The organism is Chitinophaga niabensis (genome assembly GCF_900129465.1).
Taxonomy (GTDB): domain Bacteria; phylum Bacteroidota; class Bacteroidia; order Chitinophagales; family Chitinophagaceae; genus Chitinophaga; species Chitinophaga niabensis.
Genome location: NZ_FSRA01000002.1, coordinates 782155 through 802663, shown reverse-complemented (window position 1 = coordinate 802663; position 20509 = coordinate 782155). Strand labels below are relative to the sequence as shown.

The window sequence follows — 20509 nt, the reverse complement described above, 5'->3', positions numbered from 1 at the left end:
TTATTTTCTTGCATGCAAAAGCAAATCAAATCAGCTTTGATCTCCGTTTTCTATAAAGATAACCTGGAGAATATCGTTAAAACATTAGGTGAGCAGGGTGTTACCATTTACTCTACAGGCGGTACGCAAAAGTTCATTGAAGAATTGGGTGTGAAATGTGTAGCCGTAGAAGATCTGACGGCTTATCCTTCCATCCTGGGCGGTCGTGTTAAAACCCTTCACCCTAAAGTGTTTGGCGGTATCCTGGCTCGCCGTGAGAATCCGCAGGACCTGGAACAGCTGAAACAATACGAGATCCCGGAGATTGACCTGGTGATCGTAGACCTTTATCCGTTTGAAGAAACCGTGAAAAGCACTACGGAAGAACAGGCTATCATTGAGAAGATCGATATCGGGGGTGTTTCCCTGATCCGCGCTGCGGGTAAGAACTACAAGGATGTGGTGATCGTTGCTTCCAAAGATCAGTATGCTGATCTGGAAAAAGCACTGGTAGATGGTAAAGGAGCTACTTCATTAGAACAACGCAGGCACTTTGCTGCAAAGGCTTTTGAAGTATGCGCACATTACGATGTGGCCATTGCCGGTTACTTCCTTCAGAATACAGACAAAGAATACTTCCAGTTATCTGTTCCGCAGGGCCAGGTATGCCGTTATGGTGAAAACCCTCACCAGAAAGGTGTTTTCTATGGCGATCTTACAGCGATCTTCGACAAATTGCATGGTAAGGAACTCTCTTATAATAACCTCGTGGATGTGGATGCTGCGGTTCAACTGATCGCTGAATTCACAGAAACTACTTTTGCCGTGATCAAACATACCAATGTTTGCGGTATTGCCAGCAGGCCTACATTGAGTGCTGCCTGGGAAGCTGCACTGGCAGGAGATAAAGAAAGCGCTTTTGGTGGGGTACTGGCCTGTAACAAGGTTGTAGACGCCGCTACGGCACAATCCATCAACGAAATATTCTTTGAGATCCTGATTGCTCCTGGCTTTGAGCCGGCTGCACTGGAAATACTCCAGGCTAAAAAGAACCGCATCCTGCTGTTGCAGAAAAAAGCGGTGAAGCCTGCACAGATGTTTAAGAATGTGCTGGACGGTGTATTGGTTCAGGATAACGACGAAGGTAGCTTCCAAACCTGGAACGATACCGGTGCGCAACCTGCTACAGCAGCGCAGCGTACAGACCTGGAGTTTGCCAACATCGTTTGCAAACACCTTAAATCCAATGCCATTGCATTGGTGAAAGATCAACAGCTGGTAGGTAAAGGATGCGGACAAACTTCCCGCATCGATGCATTGCGCCATGCTATTGAAAAAGCACACCAGTTTGAATTCAGCCTGCAGGGTGCAGTAATGGCTTCAGATGCATTCTTCCCGTTTGATGATTGTGTGCGTATTGCCAAAGAAGAAGGCATTACCGCGATCATTCAGCCAGGAGGTTCTATCCGTGATAACGATTCCATCAATTACGCCAAAGAAAATGGTATGGTGATGGTGATCTCCGGCATGCGTCACTTCCGCCACTGATCATTGATTTCAATTTATGAGCATAGCAAAAGGCTGTTCGAAAGAACAGCCTTTTTTGTATCAAAGAATTTTGTACTATTGCCAACGTAGATGCCATTCCTGCAGCAAAATATAATGAAGGACGCAGATGATGCGTGGTTGATCGGAGAATATAAAAAAACCGGTCAGCTGGAGTATTTAGCGGCATTGTATGAACGTTATATGGATATGGTGTATGGTGTGTGCCTCAAGTATCTTGATGAGGAAAGCAGCAAAGATGCCGTGATGCAGATCTTTGAAGAACTGATCGGGAAACTGAAACAACATGAGGTCCAGAACTTCAGGGGCTGGCTGCATGTATTGACCCGTAACCATTGCCTGATGAAGATCAGGGCCAATAAAGGCCGCCTGGTGTCCATAGACGACAATGGAATTATGGAATCGGAGGAAAATTATCATCCTGATAACAGATTCAGTATGGAATCCAACCTCCAGGCCATGGAAAAATGCCTGGAAGCCTTGCCCGAAGAGCAAAAGCGAAGTGTAAACCTGTTCTATTTACAGGAGAAAAGCTACCGCGAAGTGGCAGATATCACGGGTTACGAGATGAATAAGGTAAAAAGCTATATTCAGAACGGGAAAAGGAACCTGAAACTTTGTATGGATAAAAATTAATGGCTGATAATCAACAACATATCACCCCCACGGCGGAACTGATCCGTCAGTACCTGGAAGGCAAACTGGATGGTAAAACCATGCATGCCCTCGAAAAACAGGCGCTGGACGATCCGTTCCTGGCAGATGCGCTGGAAGGATACGCAAAATATCCCGCTGATCAGCGGTCCGCTCTAAGTGAACTGCAACAGCGTTTGCAGCAAAGGGTGGCGCCTGCGGAGAAAAAAGTGCGGCGTTTGGATTATCGCTGGCTGGCAGCAGCTTCCGTATTGCTGATATTATGTATTTCCGGCGTAATGCTCCTTAACAGAACGCAAAAAGCACCGGAGATAGCCCAGACCTTAGAGAAAGAGAAAAAGGAAATACTTCCGGATTCTGCGGCTCCTGCGGCTCCTGCAGCTCCTGCAGCAAATGCAAATGCTGATGTAACATCTGCCAAGGCTGCAAATGCTAAACCCGCTGAGGAGATCAATGCTGATGTTGCCCGTTCTAAAACAATAGCACCGGCAGCAGATGCTAAGGATGAAATAGCACCTACCCCTCCTGCACAACCCGCTTTGGTTGCTGCTCCACAAGGAGTTGCCATAAGGCGCGAGATGAAGCAAAGCAATGCTAACATACAGATCCGCGGTATTTCAAGTATGAAAGATTCAGGCGCATTGGTTATAATGGATGGTGTACCTGCTAAACTGGATTCCATCAATCCTGCAGAAATAGAAAATGTACAGGTGTTAAAAGATGCCACTGCCAGTGCTGTATACGGCGCAAAAGCCGCCAATGGCGTAATACTTGTAACCACTAAAAAAAGCAAACAGGCTCCTCGTTTTGGCGCTGCAAACGCAGATTCCGCCTTTGCATCCCTCAATAAGATAGATACCATCCACATCGGGGGTAATAAACCCATAGCAGGTATACTTGATTCAAAAGTAGAAGGGCTGGTAACCGGCGCAAAATCCAACTTCTCCAATTATTATACGGATGATAATGTGCATAAGATCAGCGGTGTTGTAGTAGATGAAAAAACAGGCAAACGTATTCCCGGTGTATCCGTTACAGTTAATGGCACCAACAGGGGAGCCGTTACGGATACCGCAGGTAGTTTTGCCTTACATATTGCCTCTAAAAGTAAGGCCGAGCTTGGGTTTTCTTCCGTTGGTTACGCACAAAAGAAGGTAACCGTTTCTCAAAGCACCAGTAACCTGAATGTAGCCTTACCTTCCAGCAGGAACCAATTGAATGAAACAGTGGTAGTGGGTTATGGTGCCAAGGAAAAGAAAAGCCTGGTACCGCCATTCCCCTTAGCAGGAGATGAAGCATACAGCGTTTACCTGGTAACGAATAAAACAGTGGAAATACCCGGCCTTAAAGTTCCGCAAAGCGGTAAGGTGCATATCTCTTTCTCTGTAATGCCGGATGGCGCTTTGCAGGATTTTAAAGTATTGCAGGGCATGGGTAAAGAGGCGGACAGTATTGCCATTCAACGCATCAAAGATGGCCCGGCATGGATGCCTGCTTCTAATAAGAAAAAGGCTACCGTGGAGGTGATAGTGCCGGTAGAACTGGTTAAAAAGGGGCAATAAAGACCTTCTCAAAAAAAGTATAACATTTCATTAAAAAAGGCGCCTGCTAGAGCGCCTTTTCCTTTTATATAAATAAACTTATTTCTTCCTTTCCTTCCACAACTGGTTAAATGACTTCGGCGCAAAATCAGGCATTGCGCGTTCATCATTTCCCCATGCTTTCCCAAACAATTTCCCTACTACAATATTCTTTGTTTTACCGCCTACGAGGTTCATCATCCGGCGGCTCAGGCAAGCCTGTTTCCATCCAAACCAACCCATCTTTTCAGCCCCTGTGGTATGATTCTCTTCCACAGCCTTATGCCTGTTATGCAGCAAAAGCTCATGGAGGTTAATGCGCACCGGGCAAACCTCCGTACAGTTCCCGCAAAGGGAGGAAGCAAAACTAAGGTGCATATATTTTTCCATGCCCTGCAGGTGAGGTGTGATCACCGCACCGATAGGACCGCTGTAGGTGGTGTTGTAAGTATGGCCGCCGATGTTCTTGTAAACAGGGCAGGCATTGAGGCAGGAGCCGCAACGGATGCAGTAAAGGCTTTCACGTGCCACTTCATCTTTGAGGATGTTCGTACGGCCATTGTCTAAAAAGATCACATACATCTCATCAGGCCCGTCAATTTCACCTTCCTGGCGCGGGCCGGTAAAGATGGTATTGTAGGAAGTGATATTCTGTCCTGTACCATAAGTAGCCAGCAGCGGCCAGAAGAGGGCAAGATCATTCACAGAAGGCAGTACCTTCTCTATACCAACAAGTGCAATATGTGTTTTAGGGAAAGAAGTACTTAACCGTGCATTTCCTTCATTTTCTGTTACCGCAATACCACCGATGTCTGCCAGGATGAAGTTGGCGCCGGTGATACCTACTTCTGCTTCCAGGTATTTCTGGCGGAGTTTATCACGGGCTACCAGGGTAAGTTGTTCCGGGTTGAGTCCTGGAACAGTGCCCAGCTTTTTAGTGAAAAGCTCCGCGATCTGTTCCTTACTTTTATGCATGGCCGGCGTAACAATATGGTACGGCGGCTCATTATCCAGTTGCTGGATGTATTCACCAAGGTCCGTTTCTACACTTTCAATATTATTTTCCTGGAGGAAGTCGTTCAGATGGATCTCTTCTGTGGCCATCGATTTACTCTTCACAACGGTCTTGCAGTTTTTGGCTTTGCAGATCTCCAGTATCGCTTCTCTTGCCTGCTCTGCATTTTCTGCCCAGATCACCTTTCCGCCCCGCTTCATGAAGTTCATCTCAAAATCTTCCAGGTGTTTATCCAGGTTCTCAATGGCTTTCCACTTCACATTCTTAGCCCGTTCCCTCGCAGTGGGCAGATCAGAGAATTGCCGCTTACCGTTCACAACGGCAGCATTATACTTGCTGATATTGAAGTTGATCGTTTTGCGGTGACTCAGATCAGCCGCTTTTATTTCACTTTCAGAAAGAAAGGTGCTTGCCGTCTTATTCATATGCCTGTAAAGATAGTTATAGCACAACAATCGTGCGCAAAATATTATCAATCAAGATGCTGCTTGGTAGCTATCTTATCCAGCACCTGGTAGAACTCAGCGCCGTACTTGCGCGTAATGGCTTCTTTCAGGAATTTATAAACAGGTACTTTCAGCTCATTGCCCAGTTTGCAGGCAGGTTTACAGATGCTCCATTTATCGTAGTTCACCGCTTCGAAAGATTCATATTTAGTGATGCGGATGGGGTAGAGGTGGCAGGAGATGGGTTTTTTATAATCCACCACGCCATCGTTATAGGCCTTTTCTATTCCGCAGCCTACATGCCCGGCTTCATTGATGGTGGCATATGCGCAGATAGCGCCATTCACAATAGGTGTAACATGGCCATGTTCATCATCCCAGGTATGCAGCCCGGTTTTTTCTATTTCTTTAATGCCTTCCTCGCGGAGATAAGGTTTGATCTTTGGGTAGATCTTTTTGAGGACCTTGAGTTCTGCTTCTTCGAGGGGAGCGCCACAGTCTCCTGCTACGCAGCAGGCCCCTTTGCATGCATTGAGGTTGCACACGAAATTTTTTTCAACCACATCATCGCTGATGTATTTATCATCGATCACAATCATCTGTCACTCATTTATTAGCTTTCCATTTCAGTGTTTCCACCAGGTGCCACATATCTTCCTGCAGGAATTTGTGCATGGGCGCCAGCGAATCTGCATTGGGTGGTGCGTAAAAATACAACGCTCCGCGCAAATAATGATGAAAGGAATCCGTTACATAGAATTGTTTCGCGGAAGCAGCATTGCCGCCTACTTCGTAGAACAAGCCATGTACATTGTTGGGAGTACTGATCTCCTCTTCGTTAATGGATTCTGCTTTGAGGGTATGTTTGTAAGTAAGTTTAAAGGCGTCGTTGATCAGTTTATCCAGCGAATTCTGTGCTCCTACTGTTTTGTAGCTCATGTATACCTTACTGTTGAATTGCGGGAAGTCAACATTGATCCACCAGGGATTCTCGGCTTTGGCATCAAAAAAGAGGGTATCCTTTACGATATTGGCGTATACAGGATATTCGAAGGAGTAGGGGTAGCCCGGTTCATCGAAAAGGCGGTATTCTTTTTTTGGGAAATCCACCCTGAAAAATCCCCTCGGCTTAGGGGTAAACCCTTGTTGCTGGCAGGCTGCGGCAGTAAATATGAGCGCTGCCAGGAAGAAATAGATTACCGGTCTCATTCGCTTTCAATACCTGTTTTATAGCTGATCTGCACTTTCTGGATGCGCATTTTGGTTACTTCGAGCACCGTGAAATCAAAGTTCTCATAGCTGATCACGCTGTTCTCTTCCGGGAATTTACCGGAGAGTTCAAGGATCAGCCCGCCGATGGAATCACTTTCTCCCTTCACGGATTCAAAAGTATCCGGTGCAATGTCCATGATCCGGCAAACGTCGTTCAGCATGGTCTTACCTTCAAAAACGTAGGTATGATCGTTTACTTTATTATAGTTGAACTCGTCTTCGTCAAATTCGTCTTTAATATCCCCGATCACCTCTTCCATGATATCTTCCAGGGTTACAATGCCGGAGGTACCACCAAATTCATCCACTACCACGGCAAAATGCATATGGCGGGTCTGGAATTCGTTGAGCAGGTCTTCGATCAGTTTATGCTCATGCACAAAGAAAGGCTGGCGTAATACTTCATGCCAGTCGAAATCATCTCCTTTCCCCAGGTGTTGCAGGAGGTCTTTGGTATGGATCACGCCTACAATGGTATCCAGGTTGTTCTTATAAACGGGCAGGCGGGAATAGTGGAGTTCGGCCACTTTTTTCACCACTTCACCGAAAGGCATATCGTATTCCAGCCCATTTACATCCAGGCGGGTGCGCATGATCTGTTTAACAGCAATGTTGCCGAATTTGAGGATGCCCCGTACGATGTTCTTTTCTTCCTGCGAAGCGCCGGGTTCCACACTCATTTCAATCACTTCATCGATCTCATGATAGTTGATGGGGCGGGTGCTTCTGTGAAAAAGGCGGGCTTCTATGCCTTCGCTCATGTTCACAAAGAAGTTGCTGATAGGCTCCAGGGTAGCATGGATGATATGGATGAACCAGGCAAAGTAGGTGGCAAAGCGCATATTATTCTGTGTGGCCCATACCCTGGGAAGGATCTGGCCAAAGAACAGCAGTACAAAAGTAATGATGGCAATACGCACAATGAAGGAGAGGAATTCCAGCTCCCGCAGGCTTTCTACCTGTGCAATGAGGTAATTGGTAATAAAAATGAAGGCAATATTGAACAGGATGTTGGCGATCTGGAGGGAAGCCAGTAAGGGTTTCGGGTTCTCCAGTAACCGCGTGATCATCTTCCCTGCACTATTCTGCCGGGTTTTGAGCACATTGAGGTCCTTGTAGGTAAGTGAAAAGAAAGCTACTTCGGCGCCGGACACAATGAAGGTGAGCAGGAGCAGGATAAAAATAACCAGCAAAAACACGACTACATTGGGCGACGGTGACGCCAGATCTTGTAACAAAACGCTCGAAAACGGTAAAATGCTAGCCGATGGGTAAGCCAAGTTAATATGCTTTGGTCAAAAATAAGGGGAAAGAAATTCCATCTGAAATGACCTGAATCGCTTTCCCGCATGCAAATATAAAGAATGTACCGTTCGGTTACGCGCGGATTTATGTTTAACTTAAACTTATATTATCATATGAAGGCATCAGAAAGGAAGATCGTCGGCAGGTTCGCTCATGGGTGGGAGCTCGATCCCGGTGAAACCTTCTCCGTGGCCGCCCGGGCCTCCGGGGGAAGAAGATCCTGAAGCATGGTGGGGTATATGGTGGTCGCCATTATTAACATCCATCCTTTTATCCAGCATAACCAGGTTATCGCCTACTACTTCCGTGGCAAATTTCTTATTTCCTTCCTTGTCTTCCCAGCTGCGGGTACGCAGGCGTCCTTCAATATAGACTAAACTGCCTTTGTGCAGATACTTTTGCGCTAGTTCGGCCAGGCCTCTCCAAAGAACTACAGTATGCCATTCTGTTTGGGAAATGAGTTTGCCTGCGCGGTCTTTGAATGTTTCGGTGGTGGCAAGGGAGAATTTAGCCACGGCGATATTACCTTCCAGGAATTGAACATCGGGGTCTCTGCCAAGATTGCCAATCAGGATTACTTTATTAACACCTCTCATAATTGTAGGTTTTAATCTGTCCTATAAAAAATTCTTCTCACGGTCAACCTTTCTAAAGTTAATGTTTTTTTCCAATCAACGAATAGAATTTTTACCGTTACGGGAACGTTGTAATGCTTGTCCGTAAGTAGTTAGAGAAGAATAGGCAGGTAATAGTACTAAATGGCTGCCGGCCCGTCATCGTTGCAGGTAATCCACTATGATCTTGGGGAAGGCCAGTTCCTGCAGTTGCTTTTCCGTAACCAGCTGATATCCGTCCGGGGCATTAAATGCAAGAGGTACCTGTAACCTGATAAATCTTGCATAGATCGTCTGGTGCGTGAGCTGCTGCTTTATTTCTGCAGTGGAATCCACGATCTTGTAGTCGAGATGGCCCAGCAGACTTTGAAAACCAGCAGATTGTTGCAGGGCTGCATCGGTGGCAGGGGCAGATGTTTCCAGCAGAAAGAACTCGTGAAGGTTCTGCCAGATATCTTTCCCTGTGCGTTTGCGAATGAAAACCCGGCCTTTCTGTTCCAGCAGGAGGTAATGAAAGTACCTTTTTTTGATCTTGAGCTTCTTGGATTTAACAGGGACCAGGTCAGTCAGTCCTTTTTGAAAGGCCTCACAGCGGGGTGCCAGCAAGCAGGATGAACATAAAGGTAACTGGGGTTTGCATACCACCGCACCAAAATCCATAATTGCCTGATTATAAGCACCTGCCTGATCTTTAGGGAGCACCTCATTGGCCAGGGCGGTGAATAATTTTTTGCCAGCTGTACTATCGATAGGAGTATCTATGCCAAAATACCTTGCCAGCACACGGTACACATTACCATCCAGCACGGCATGGGGAAGATTGAACGCAAAAGAAGCAATGGCGGCGGCTGTATAAGCCCCAACACCTTTGAGTGCGGCAATTTCTTCATAGGTTTTCGGAAACTGGTTCTTATGCGTGGAGGAGATCATGCGGGCGGCTGCCAGCATATTTTTACAGCGGGCATAATAACCGAGTCCCTGCCAGAGGCGGAAAACCTCTTCTTCCGGGGCCTGGGCCAGTTTATCCACCGTGGGGTAGGCGCCAATGAACCTTTCATAGTACGGCCAGCCTTGCTCAACGCGGGTTTGCTGCAAAATTATCTCTGAAAGCCAGATACGGTAAGGATTTTTTTCACCTTTCCAGGGCATGGTCCGGCTGTTATGGAGGCGGTTCCATGTAAGGATACAGTCCGTAAAAAATCTTTTAGTATCGTTCATTTGCACAAAATAATTTATATATGTCGATGTTTTTTTATATATTCGTGTTCCTAAAGTATCCATTAGTATTGGATTCTAGGGATTTAGGCGGCATCCGGGACGCAAATAAAGGCATTTTTTGTTGTCACTATCTATAACAAAAAATATTAAATTTTATTTCCTTGATACTTCCGACTTTAAATTTTTTTTAATAACTTTGAAAACAAGTAATCCTCCGCTTCATTATGAGAAAAGCTGATTTGATTAACAACATTGCTGAAAAAACCGGCATCCCCAAAGTAGATGTGTTAGTAACACTCGAGGCCATGTTCAAGGAAGTTAAGGAGGCGTTAGCAAATGGCGAGCATATCTACATTCGCGGATTCGGCAGTTTCATTACGAAGAAACGTGCAGCCAAGATTGGCCGTAACATTAAGAAAAATGTTGCCGTCGAAATCCCCGAGCACTACATTCCAGCATTTAAGCCATCTAAAGAGTTCGTTGCCGAAGTAAAGAAGCTTAAAAGTTCTTAGATTTGCATCCTAACATTTTTTAGGGTGCAAAAAAATCAACTACTTCTTATTGGTCTTGCTGTTGCCGTAGTGTCGGTTTTATTCGCATTTGGACGCATAACGCCGAAGGTGCACGGGCATGAACATGCCTCTGCATCGGGGAACGCTATGCCAGAAGGCCAGGGCGCTGCTGTAGCGAACTTTTCTGATCTGCTGAAAAAAGCGAAAGAAAAAGTTCCTGCAGACAAACTCGCTGAAATTACCCGATTGGAAAACACCGTCGTTCGCGGCGACGTTAGCTCACAGCAGGCTACTGCTTACAGGCAGCTATACACTATTTGGGACCATCTCAATGAGCTCCCTATTGCTGCATATTATGCGGCCGAAGCCGCTAAGTTGGAAAATTCCGGAAAAAACCTCACCTTTGCAGCCAATTTATTTTTAGACCATCTCTCGCATACACAAGACGCGGGCGTAAGGATGTGGGAAGCCAATATGGCTTTGGAGTTGCTGGACAGGGCCATTGCGCTTGAACCTAACAATGACACGCTGAAGATAAAGAAAGGATCGTTGCTGGTAAGTAATACCAGTGAGCCGATGAAGGGTATTGGTATTTTACGGGAAGTGGCGGAAAGGAATCCTGATTTCCTGGACGCCCAGCTTACTTTAGCCAATTTCAGCATCACATCCGGGCAGTTCGATAAAGCGATCGATAGAATGGAAGATGTTTTAAAACGTCATCCGGAGGAACCGAAAGCCATATTCCTATTGGCTGTAGCACATCAGAGCAAAGGAGAGAAAGATAAAGCCATCTCATTGTTACGGCAGTGCAGGAAGCTGATCAAAGATCCCTCGCTGGCCGCAGAGATAGATGAATACATTAAAAGCATTAAGTAATACATTACATTATAAATCATTTAAAAAAATAAAAGCGTATGCCCTGCGGAAAGAAAAGAAAAAGACATAAGATCGCAACCCATAAAAGGAAAAAAAGGCTGAGAAAGAACCGTCATAAGAAAGGCAAGAAATAATTCTCCTATTCCCCGCCATTTATACTCACAGGTATAATTTGAGAGCTGGAGGCGCGGACTCGATAAATTTTTGTACAATCCTGCATGATTTTAGCTTTTATCGTTAAATTGCTGAAGTCATGCAGGTTGTTTACGTAGGTCGGCCTTATAAATTCCGGACTCCACCTGTATTTTCACTAAACCCTTTGCAATCCTCAACACGTAGTGAAATGTTGGTACCAAACCAACTATCATTTGGGCATGCTGTTGCCAGTGTTAACGCCGGCCTGCATAAAAGTGAAGTATTTATGGATAAAATTTTGACGCTTGAATAAGGAATTGATAATAAATGCAGCACCATCAGGTGTAGAAATTGCATTGCTGGAAGATAAAAAATTAGTGGAACTGCATCATGAAAGCGGAAACCCTAATTTTGCGGTGGGAGACCTTTATTTAGGCAAAGTGAAGAAACTCATCCCCGGTTTAAATGCGGCTTTTGTTGATGTGGGGTTCGAAAAGGATGCTTTTTTACATTATACTGATCTCAGTCCGTATATCCGTTCCATCCTCAAATTCACACAACAGGCCATTACCGATAAGACAGAGAACTTCGATTTTGCCAAATTCAAGAATGAGGCAGAGATCATTAAAACCGGTAAAATAACCGAAGTACTGGGAGGTAAACCCAACATCCTCGTACAGATCCTCAAAGAGCCCATTTCTTCAAAAGGCCCGCGCCTGAGTTGCGAAATTTCCCTCCCCGGTCGCTTTATTGTGATCACACCCTTCAATAATATTGTTGCGGTGTCTAAAAAGATCCATTCTTCCGAAGAAAGAAAAAGACTGCAAAAGATCGTAGAAGCCATCAAGCCCAATAACTTCGGCGTGATCGTACGTACCGCTGCAGAAGGAAAGAAAACGGCGGAATTACATGAAGATCTTACCATGCTCGTGAGTACCTGGAAAACTATCCAGGATAACCTGCGCAATGCCGCACCCCCGCAAAAGATATTAAGCGAGCAAACTAAAACAGCCAGCATCCTCCGCGATCTGCTGAACGAGAGCTTCAACCGTATTGTCATTAACGACAAGAACATCTATTCAGATACCAAAACATATATTCAAAAGATAGCTCCGGAGAAACAGGACATTGTTTCCTATTATCACAACGGCGCCCCCATCTTCGATCATTTTGGTGTAACCCGCCAGGTGAAAGCTTCCTTCGGGAAAACAGTAAACCTGGACAGTGGTGTATATCTCATCATAGAAGCAACAGAAGCCCTGCACGTGATTGACGTGAACAGTGGTTACAAAAGCTCCAGCAATAACCAGGAACAGAATGCGCTTGCTTCCAACCTGGAGGCTGCCGCAGAAATTGCCCGCCAGCTCAGGCTGCGCGATCTCGGTGGCATCATCATCATCGATTTCATCGATATGAAACTGCCGGAGAACAAAAAGAGCGTATACGAAGCCATGGAGAAATTCATGGCGCTGGACAGGGCTAAACATACCATCCTGCCTATCTCCAAATTCGGTCTTATGCAAATCACCCGCCAAAGGGTGAAACCGGAGATCACCATCTCCGTGGCAGAAGATTGCCCGGCCTGTAAAGGTACCGGTAAGATAGGGGCCTCCATGCTCATCTTTGAAGATATCGAAAAGAACCTGCTGTACCTGCTTAATCACCAGCACAAAGGTTTAACCATCCGGGTACACCCTATCCTCCATTCCTATCTGACCAAAGGCTGGCTCAGGTCCAAACAATGGAAATGGTTCTTTGAGTATAAAAAGTGGATCAAACTGAGAGCAGATAATAATTACCACCTCACGGAATACCGCTTCTTTGACGCTAACGACGAAGAGATTAAATTATAAGAGCACAACAAAGATATTTGAAGAGACCGTACCGCCCTGGTACGGTCTCTTTTATTTTCTTGCATAATTGTTGTTAGTTTTACGCGCAACATACTCAGGGTAAAATTGTTATACCTCCGTAAATCATCGTGTCTATGCAGAAGAAGCTCGTCTACCTCTCACTCATCATCATTGTAATACTGGCCGCCTGCCAGCAGGGTAAAAGGTCCGGAAAGGAAGGGATCAACCGGGATACCAGCCATTATACCAAACAGGAATACATTGCCCAGGCCCTGGACAGTAATTTTGTGGGGACTTTCCTGGACAGGAATCCACAGTTTGCGGCCTATGGAGAAGCCATCCGCGACTTCTACCGCAAACGCGGATATCACTATGCCTGGATTAACGAAGAAGGTATCACCGAACAGGCCGGCGGATTTATGAACATGATGCGCCAGGATGAAGAGAGCGGTATTAAAGACAGTACGCTGGATAAAAGCCGCGTAATGGCATTGTATGATTCACTGGCCCTGATGGGAGATTCTCTCAACAGGACCGATTCCATTGTACCTATTACAGAGCTAACCCTCACCGGCCAGTTCTTCGTATATGGCAACCTGGTATGGGGTGGCATTACCAGTGATAATGCAAAGAACCTGGAATGGTTCATCCCACGCAAGAAAATAGATATCAGCAGCCTGCTGGATTCCGTGATCGCTAATCCCAAAGAAAGGATCAGTAAAGAAGAACCCGTGAACCGGCAGTATAAATTGCTGCGCGATGAATTGCAGAAACTCGCGCTCATCGTTAGCAAGCACCCTGCCTGGGATTCCCTGAAACTGGCAGACAAGAAAAAAACATTCAAGCTGGGCGATTCATCTGTTTTAATTCCGGTGATCAAACAACGCCTGAGCTTACTGGGTGATCTCAAAGAAAAGGATACTTCTGCGCTTTTCACGCAGCCGCTGGATTCCGCGCTAAAGAACTACCAGGAAAGGATGGGGCATAAACCGGATGGTATTATCAAACAGCAAACGCTGGATGCCCTGAACAGGCCATTGGAACATTATATGCATCAGCTGATGCTGAACATGGAACGTTTGCGCTGGGTACCGGTAGAAGTGAATACAGATTATATCCTCGTAAATATTCCCGAGTTTAAAATGCACGCATATGAAAATGGCAAACTGGCCTGGGATTGTAATGTAGTAGTGGGAACACCGGGTGCCAGCACCGTTATCTTCAGCCGCGAAATGAAATTCATTGTATTCAGTCCTTACTGGAATGTGCCACCGGGCATACTGAGCAAAGAAGTATTGCCGGGTATCAAACGCAGCGGTAATGGATATCTCAACAGGCTGAACATGGAGATTGTAGGTTCCAGCGGAAAGGTGCTCCCTTTAAGCTCCATCAATGTTTCTAAATACTCAGGCAGCAACTTCCCTTACATCGTAAGGCAGAAACCGGGCGGCGCCAATTCATTGGGTAAAGTGAAATTCTTATTCCCCAACGAGTACAACATCTACCTGCACGATACCCCATCCAAAGGTTTGTTCAATGAAACCAAACGTTCCTTCAGCCATGGCTGCATCCGTGTGTCAGAACCCAAACGGCTGGCGCAATGGTTATTACGCAAAGATTCCAGCTGGACGGAAGCAAAAATAGATGCCGCCATGAATGCGGGCAAAGAAAAGTATGTAACGCTGAAAGAGAAAGTGCCGGTATACATCGGATATTTCACCGCATGGGTAAATTACAAAGGCCAGTTGAACTTCAGGGACGATGTGTATGGCCACGATGCCAAACTGGCTAAGTTACTGTTCGGAAAATAAAACAGATTTGGCCCGGATATTTTCCTTGCTCAGATAAGAATGAGGTTTTACCTGAACCGTGAAACGTTTGAGCAGAAAATATCCGGCCACTAATGCCAGCAGGCACGCACCCACGATCACATAATAAGTGGTGGGATCAGCGATCACAAACTGTAGCGAGCCTCCGGAAACTAAGATGGCCGTAGCTGCATTATTGGTAAGATGAATGAGGAAGCAACTGCAAAGGTCCCGCAACCGCAGGTAAAAGAAACCACAAAGCAAACCCAGCAAAAAAGCTCCCGGCATTTGTGCCGGATCAGGATGGGCCAGCATAAATAACAAAGAACTTTGTAGTAAAGCCACCCCTCCGGAATGGCGGTGTAACAATGCTTCCATGATAATACCCCTGAAAAGCATTTCTTCCATAATAGCCGCTAACAATACCGTTGCTATGATCGTATAGAGGGAGCTGGTATTCACAGAAGTAAAAGACAATTCTTCCCACTCAGGCAAAGGCAGCAGATGCCCCACGGCATCTTTCACCACAACCAGTGCAAGTGCCATGGAAAAGGCCACAAGGAATGTTTCCAGCGAAATATTGATCTTAGGGATCAGCGTGAAATTATCCTTTTGCCGGCTCAGTGCATATACAACCACAGCGATCACACTCACCAGGTGAATGGTAAGGAGGAGGGAAGGATATGCCAGTAAAGTATTCCCCGTAAAAAGAAAGGCCGCCGCGGACCCGATTATCCAGCCCACATAAAGCCTGAGCTGCATTTGCCAGGCCCCATTCAGAGAAAGACCATTCAGGGTTTTGACATACATAATCCGTGAGATAATGTTGTTAGATATGGTATTTCGATATTGTCTTAATAATGCTAATATAATCATTTTGAATATGCAACGCAATAGCCGTGCTGTTAAACTACCTGCTAAAACCTTATTTTTGTAACCTATGGAAAAACAGGTTATTAATACAAGTGGCGCCCCGGCGCCCATAGGTCCTTATAACCAGGCTATCAAAGCAGGGAGCACCTTATTCATTTCCGGCCAGATAGCCCTGAATCCTGAAACCGGCCAGATCGAAAAGGACAACATCACTTCCGAAACGCACCGGGTAATGCAGAACCTTCGTGCTATCCTTACCGAAGCCGGAATGGATTTTTCAGATGTAGTGAAAACCACCATCTTCATTATGGACATGAATGATTTTTCGCAGATCAATGAAGTGTACGGAAAATACTTCTCCGGTTACTTCCCTGCGCGCGAAACCGTTCAGGTAGCAGGCCTGCCTAAAGGAGTGAATGTAGAGATTTCCATGATCGCTATTAAGTAGCGCCGATGCAGATACTTATTACAGGAGATCTGTTACGTTGGGAAGAGTTGCGGAACAGTAAAGATTTTGAAGGGCACCAGGTGTTTACTGCACCTGAACCCACAGATCTGTCTGTGGACCTTGTGATCGATCTGTCCCTCGATGAACATCCGGAAAGAGCAGCCGTCTATGCAGCATATCCCCAGGTTCCTGTGCTGGCATGCCTGGTGAAAATAACCGCTGCGGAATTGCAGCAGTATACAGCAGGAAGTTCCATCGATCATATTTATGGCTGCAATCTGCTACCCGGTTTTATCAGCATGCCAACACTGGAAATTGCAGCAAACCCGGAAGCATTGATGCAACAACTGGGCTGGATATACGAAAGTATAACGCCCACTATCGGTATGGTCACTCCGCGGGTGATCTGCATGATCATCAACGAAGCCTACTTCACCGCAGAAGAAGGCACTGCATCGCGGGAAGACATAGACATTTCCATGAAGCTGGGCACCAATTATCCCATGGGCCCTTTTGAATGGAGTAGAAAAATTGGCATCCGCCACGTATACGAAGTATTACAGGCAGTATACCTGGGTACCGGTAATGAACGGTATAAAGTATGCTCCTTATTGCAGCAGGAATACGAAGCACAAAAATAAAACAGCGATTTTGGCACTGATCCTTCATATAGATACAGCTACTGCTATTGGTTCCGTTTCTCTTTCAGAGAATGGTGTAGCATTGGAAACAATGGAAAACATTGAACAGCGCGATCATGCCGCAACTGTGGGCATCTTCGTGAAAACCTTACTGGAGCGGCATCACCGCAGTGCAGAAGAACTGGATGCAATTGCAGTAAGTGCAGGGCCCGGCTCTTACACAGGACTTCGTGTGGGAGCTGCCACAGCAAAAGGATTGTGTTATACCTGGAATAAACCATTGATCGCAGTTTCCACATTACAGATGATGGCCAACGGCATGAAAGCTGCTTATGAAGGAGCAGATGTTTTTTTAGTGCCCATGATAGATGCCCGCAGAATGGAAGTGTTTACCGCGGTATATAATAAAGATCTTGAACCTGTTTTGGAACCCCAGGCAATGATCCTGGAAACACAATCATTTGATCCTTATATGATTGCAAAAAACACCATTTTTTTTGGTGACGGAGCCCCAAAATGGCAGGTATTATTAGGAGTCCGGCCTAATGCGTCATTTCCGGCCTATCACATTTCCGCCGCACACATGGTCCCACTGGCTGAAAAATCCTTTGCCAGCAAGCATTTCGAGGATGTCGCCTACTTCACGCCCAACTACTTAAAAGCCTTTTACCACCCCGGAAAAAAGTAACATTCCTTAATTTTTTAGCAGATTTTTAGCATTTCGCCGCATCATATTACGCATTTAAAAGCGTTATAATCTGAGAGAGGCGATTTGGACAGTAAATCATGCCCGGAAATGTCAGAGAATTGTCAAATTGTGATAAAATGAGGCATATTCGGAATTATATATTAAAAAAGAAGGTATAGAAATTTTTTTTATTGTGACAGATATTATAATTTTGTATAATCAATATCCGCGATCATTGTCTAATAGTCGCGTTTTACTGTCCGTTGATCCCTGTCATTTCATTATTTTTTAAAACTATTTTGCGATGGAAAAACAATTATTAACTACCTCATCAAATACCCTAATTATTTCGAGAGGTAACAATGAAAAAGATCAGATCAAATTGGATTACATTGCCGTTAAGAAGGCCGCTATGGTGTTGAGAGCCATCAACCACAAGCTGCGCCAGCAGATGATCAAGCTGTTGGAAGACCATAAGCGCATGACCGTAACGGAGATCTATGTGAAGTTGAGATTAGAGCAGTCGGTAGCATCCCAGCACCTCGCTATTTTAAGGCGTGCAGGTATCGTGATTACCGAGAGAGACGGTAAGTTTATTCACTATACTATCAACAAGCAGCGTATTGCTGAAGTTGCTAAGTTTGTCGAAGAGCTGGTGGGATAGTCTCATCAACACAATCTTTTTCAATGTCTGCCGCAGGATGCGGCCCAATCCATACTGAAAGACTGTCTTCTACGGAAGATGGTCTTTTTTTATGGATCCTTTCAATGATCATGGTTTTACTTCTGATTGACATCCGTCACGCTCCACTTGTGAACTTCTTCGTATTTTTGCTAAAATCAAAGACGACCATATGTTCATTAAGCAGTTATACACGGGGTGCTTATCGGAAGCCGCTTATTTTATAGAGTCTGAAGGAGTGGCTGCAGTGATTGATCCGTTACGGGACATTGAACCTTACCTGGAACTTGCCCGCGAACGGAATGCTACCATTAAATACATTTTTGAGACCCATTTTCATGCGGACTTTGTTTCCGGCCACCTGGACCTTGCCGCCGCCACAAAAGCGCCCATCGTTTATGGCCCTAATACCACTACTAATTTCCCGGTTCATATTGCAGCAGATGGAGAAGATTTTCCGATCGGAAAATTGAAGGTCCGTGCCTTACATACACCCGGTCATACCATGGAGAGCACCTGTTACCTGCTCTTTGATGAAAAGAACGAACCACACGCCATCTTCACAGGGGATACTTTGTTTGTGGGTGATGTTGGCCGTCCTGATCTTTTCAGCGGTTCTCTCAGTAAAGAAGAACTGGCAGGGCATTTATACGAATCCCTGAACAACAAGATAAAGCCCATTCCTGATAACGTGATCGTATATCCTGCTCACGGTCCGGGAAGTTCCTGCGGCAAAAACTTAGGGCCGAACACCTATAGTACCATCGGTGAGGAAAAGAGTTCCAACTATGCTTTGCTGGCAACAGATAAAGACGATTTCATTGCACAGGTAACCGAAGGATTGAGTACGCCGCCGCAATATTTCCCCATCAATGCAAAGATCAATAAAGAGGGATATGATGCCATGCAGGTGTTGATGGAAAGAAGTCTGAAACCTTTATCCGTAGCAGCGTTTAAAGAAAAGATCCAGGCAGATGCGGTGATCCTCGATACCCGTCATGCCAATGTGTTTACGGAAGGGTTTGTGCCCGGTTCCATCAGCATAGGGCTGGAAGGCCGTTTTGCAGAATGGGCAGGCAGCCTCTTACCCTTCAGGCAGTCCATGATCCTCGTAACTGAGCCAGGGCAGGAAGAAGAAACTATTGTACGGCTTGCACGTGTTGGATTTGATAAAGTAGAAGGTTACCTGGAAGGTGGTTACGAAGCCTGGAAAGCAGCCGGCGAACCTTTTGACCTGATCATCTCTGTAGATGCCGATGAACTGGCCATGGACATGCCGCATGATCCAAACCTGCTGGTAGTGGATGTGCGTAAACCTACAGAATATGCAGATGGCCATGTACAGGGCGCATTGAATATGACGCTGAGCGAATTAACTGATCCCGGCAACCTGGCGGACATTGAGGATAATCATAACCTCTATGTACATTGCGCCGGTGGTTACCGTAGTGTGATCGCCTGCTCTATCATGAAGAGGGAAGGCATCCATAACCTGCGTAATGTAAATGGTGGATTTGCCAAACTGAAAGACCAGGAAGGCATTGAAATAGTGCAGGAGAAAAATGTACTGAACTAATTTTATTAACGAATAAGCATGATTCCGCACCGGTTTTTCCAGTGCGGAATTTTTTTGTGCCTGTAACAACCTTGTAAGTGCATCTTATAACTGCATATACGGTTTAGGTATAAAACACATACAAATAAAAGTACTTATAGTGAAAATATATTATTGCATATCTCATTGCATAACAATTATTTAAACAAATAAATAGTTGTCGTTTCAGCAGGGATTCGTTAAATTCCTATAAAATTTTAATCTTATGAAACAGCGCAAATCCTTTTTACTCGCCTGTCTTGCAATGATGGGAATTCTCTTGTACGCTTGTGCTCCAAGCGATGCGAAGCTTCAGAAAGAAGTGAATGACAAGTTATCTACAGCTGCGCCGGGCGTAATTGCAGAAGTGAAGGGAGGGGTCGCCACGTTGAGTGGAGAAGTTGTTGACGATGCTGCAAAAACCACTGCCGAAGATGCTGCTAAAGGCATTAAGGGGATTAAATCGGTTACCAACAATATCATGGTAACACCTCCTCCTCCGCCGCCACCACCTGTTGTGATCAATCCGGACGACATTGTAAGGACCAGTGTTGACTCTGCATTGAACGCGCATGGTATTACAGGTGTAACAGCCACCGTTGCCAACGGAGAAGTAACCTTAACCGGCACCATTGCCAAAGCTGATCTGAAAAAAGTAATGCAGGCTGCTAATGAAGCCAAGCCTAAAAAAGTGCTCAATAAACTGACACTGAAATAAGCCGGCTTTTCATTCCACCATTAACCTTAAAA

20 protein-coding genes are annotated in these 20509 nt (G+C 45.5%); 13 read left to right on the top strand and 7 right to left on the bottom strand.

Translation table 11 applies throughout. The features are described from left to right. The first annotated feature begins 12 nt into the window (after positions 1-12). The 3 genes from purH to BUR42_RS20190 all read left to right on the top strand — a co-directional run bounded on the left by purH (position 13) and on the right by BUR42_RS20190 (position 3761). The gene (gene purH, locus BUR42_RS20200) at positions 13-1527 is read left to right on the top strand and encodes a bifunctional phosphoribosylaminoimidazolecarboxamide formyltransferase/IMP cyclohydrolase (RefSeq protein ID WP_074241414.1); all 1515 of its coding nucleotides are present in this window, start codon (positions 13-15) and stop codon (positions 1525-1527) included. A 114-nt stretch (positions 1528-1641) separates the two neighbouring features. After that, a complete protein-coding gene (locus BUR42_RS20195) occupies positions 1642-2181 on the top strand; it encodes an RNA polymerase sigma factor (RefSeq protein WP_234979767.1) in 540 nt (179 codons plus the stop codon). Continuing rightward, on the top strand, positions 2181-3761 hold the full coding sequence (locus BUR42_RS20190; RefSeq protein ID WP_074241411.1) for a carboxypeptidase-like regulatory domain-containing protein: 1581 nt from the start codon (positions 2181-2183) through the stop codon (positions 3759-3761). Before BUR42_RS20195 ends, BUR42_RS20190 begins: the two co-directional genes overlap by 1 nt. 78 nt (positions 3762-3839) lie before the next feature. Here the strand turns inward: BUR42_RS20190 and BUR42_RS20185 are convergent, their stop codons facing one another. From BUR42_RS20185 to mutY, 6 genes are all read right to left on the bottom strand, one after another. Then, entirely contained in the window at positions 3840-5219 is a 1380-nt protein-coding gene (locus tag BUR42_RS20185) for a LutB/LldF family L-lactate oxidation iron-sulfur protein (protein ID WP_074241409.1), read from the bottom strand. Positions 5220-5266: 47 nt separating this feature from the next. Then, entirely contained in the window at positions 5267-5839 is a 573-nt protein-coding gene (locus BUR42_RS20180; RefSeq protein ID WP_074241407.1) for a DUF3109 family protein, read from the bottom strand. Between the two features lie 7 nt (positions 5840-5846). Continuing rightward, positions 5847-6449, bottom strand: a complete 603-nt coding sequence (gene gldD, locus BUR42_RS20175; protein WP_074241405.1) for a gliding motility lipoprotein GldD — start codon at positions 6447-6449, stop codon at positions 5847-5849. After that, on the bottom strand, positions 6446-7711 hold the full coding sequence (gene gldE, locus BUR42_RS20170; protein WP_234979825.1) for a gliding motility-associated protein GldE: 1266 nt from the start codon (positions 7709-7711) through the stop codon (positions 6446-6448). Before gldE ends, gldD begins: the two co-directional genes overlap by 4 nt. A 228-nt stretch (positions 7712-7939) precedes the next feature. Next, complete coding sequence (locus BUR42_RS20165) at positions 7940-8413, bottom strand: single-stranded DNA-binding protein (RefSeq protein WP_074241400.1); 474 nt, start codon at positions 8411-8413, stop codon at positions 7940-7942. Positions 8414-8590: 177 nt separating this feature from the next. Beyond that, positions 8591-9649, bottom strand: coding sequence for an A/G-specific adenine glycosylase (mutY, locus tag BUR42_RS20160; RefSeq protein ID WP_074241399.1), 1059 nt, complete (start codon positions 9647-9649; stop codon positions 8591-8593). 224 nt (positions 9650-9873) lie between these two features. On the opposite strand from mutY, the gene BUR42_RS20155 reads away from it, so the two are divergent. From BUR42_RS20155 to BUR42_RS20140, 4 genes are all read left to right on the top strand, one after another. Next, positions 9874-10161 carry an HU family DNA-binding protein gene (locus BUR42_RS20155; RefSeq protein WP_029464490.1) on the top strand — a complete coding sequence of 96 codons (288 nt, stop codon included), beginning with the start codon at positions 9874-9876 and terminating at the stop codon, positions 10159-10161. A gap of 24 nt (positions 10162-10185) precedes the next feature. Continuing rightward, complete coding sequence (locus BUR42_RS20150) at positions 10186-11037, top strand: tetratricopeptide repeat protein (protein ID WP_074241396.1); 852 nt, start codon at positions 10186-10188, stop codon at positions 11035-11037. Positions 11038-11477: 440 nt separating this feature from the next. Next, entirely contained in the window at positions 11478-13025 is a 1548-nt protein-coding gene (locus BUR42_RS20145; protein ID WP_074241394.1) for an Rne/Rng family ribonuclease, read from the top strand. A gap of 134 nt (positions 13026-13159) precedes the next feature. Further along, complete coding sequence (locus tag BUR42_RS20140) at positions 13160-14836, top strand: L,D-transpeptidase family protein (RefSeq protein WP_074241392.1); 1677 nt, start codon at positions 13160-13162, stop codon at positions 14834-14836. On the opposite strand, the gene BUR42_RS20135 is transcribed toward BUR42_RS20140, so the two are convergent. Continuing rightward, positions 14819-15643: a CPBP family intramembrane glutamic endopeptidase gene (locus tag BUR42_RS20135; RefSeq protein WP_074241390.1), complete on the bottom strand. Its 825-nt coding sequence runs from the start codon at positions 15641-15643 to the stop codon at positions 14819-14821. The two genes, BUR42_RS20140 and BUR42_RS20135, sit on opposite strands and share 18 nt — an antisense overlap. A 130-nt stretch (positions 15644-15773) precedes the next feature. On the opposite strand from BUR42_RS20135, the gene BUR42_RS20130 reads away from it, so the two are divergent. From BUR42_RS20130 to BUR42_RS20105, 6 genes are all read left to right on the top strand, one after another. Beyond that, a complete protein-coding gene (locus BUR42_RS20130) occupies positions 15774-16154 on the top strand; it encodes a RidA family protein (protein ID WP_074241388.1) in 381 nt (126 codons plus the stop codon). A 5-nt stretch (positions 16155-16159) separates the two neighbouring features. Then, positions 16160-16795, top strand: a complete 636-nt coding sequence (locus BUR42_RS20125; protein ID WP_074241386.1) for a 3-hydroxyacyl-CoA dehydrogenase family protein — start codon at positions 16160-16162, stop codon at positions 16793-16795. Positions 16796-16805: 10 nt separating this feature from the next. Next, positions 16806-17483 (top strand): tRNA (adenosine(37)-N6)-threonylcarbamoyltransferase complex dimerization subunit type 1 TsaB, encoded by a 678-nt coding sequence (gene tsaB / locus BUR42_RS20120; protein WP_074243113.1) that lies wholly within the window; start codon positions 16806-16808, stop codon positions 17481-17483. A 304-nt stretch (positions 17484-17787) separates the two neighbouring features. Continuing rightward, entirely contained in the window at positions 17788-18147 is a 360-nt protein-coding gene (locus BUR42_RS20115) for an ArsR/SmtB family transcription factor (RefSeq protein ID WP_074241384.1), read from the top strand. Between the two features lie 190 nt (positions 18148-18337). Further along, positions 18338-19741, top strand: a complete 1404-nt coding sequence (locus tag BUR42_RS20110) for an MBL fold metallo-hydrolase (protein WP_074241382.1) — start codon at positions 18338-18340, stop codon at positions 19739-19741. A gap of 244 nt (positions 19742-19985) precedes the next feature. Next, positions 19986-20477, top strand: a complete 492-nt coding sequence (locus tag BUR42_RS20105) for a BON domain-containing protein (protein WP_074241380.1) — start codon at positions 19986-19988, stop codon at positions 20475-20477. Positions 20478-20509 lie beyond the last annotated feature (32 nt).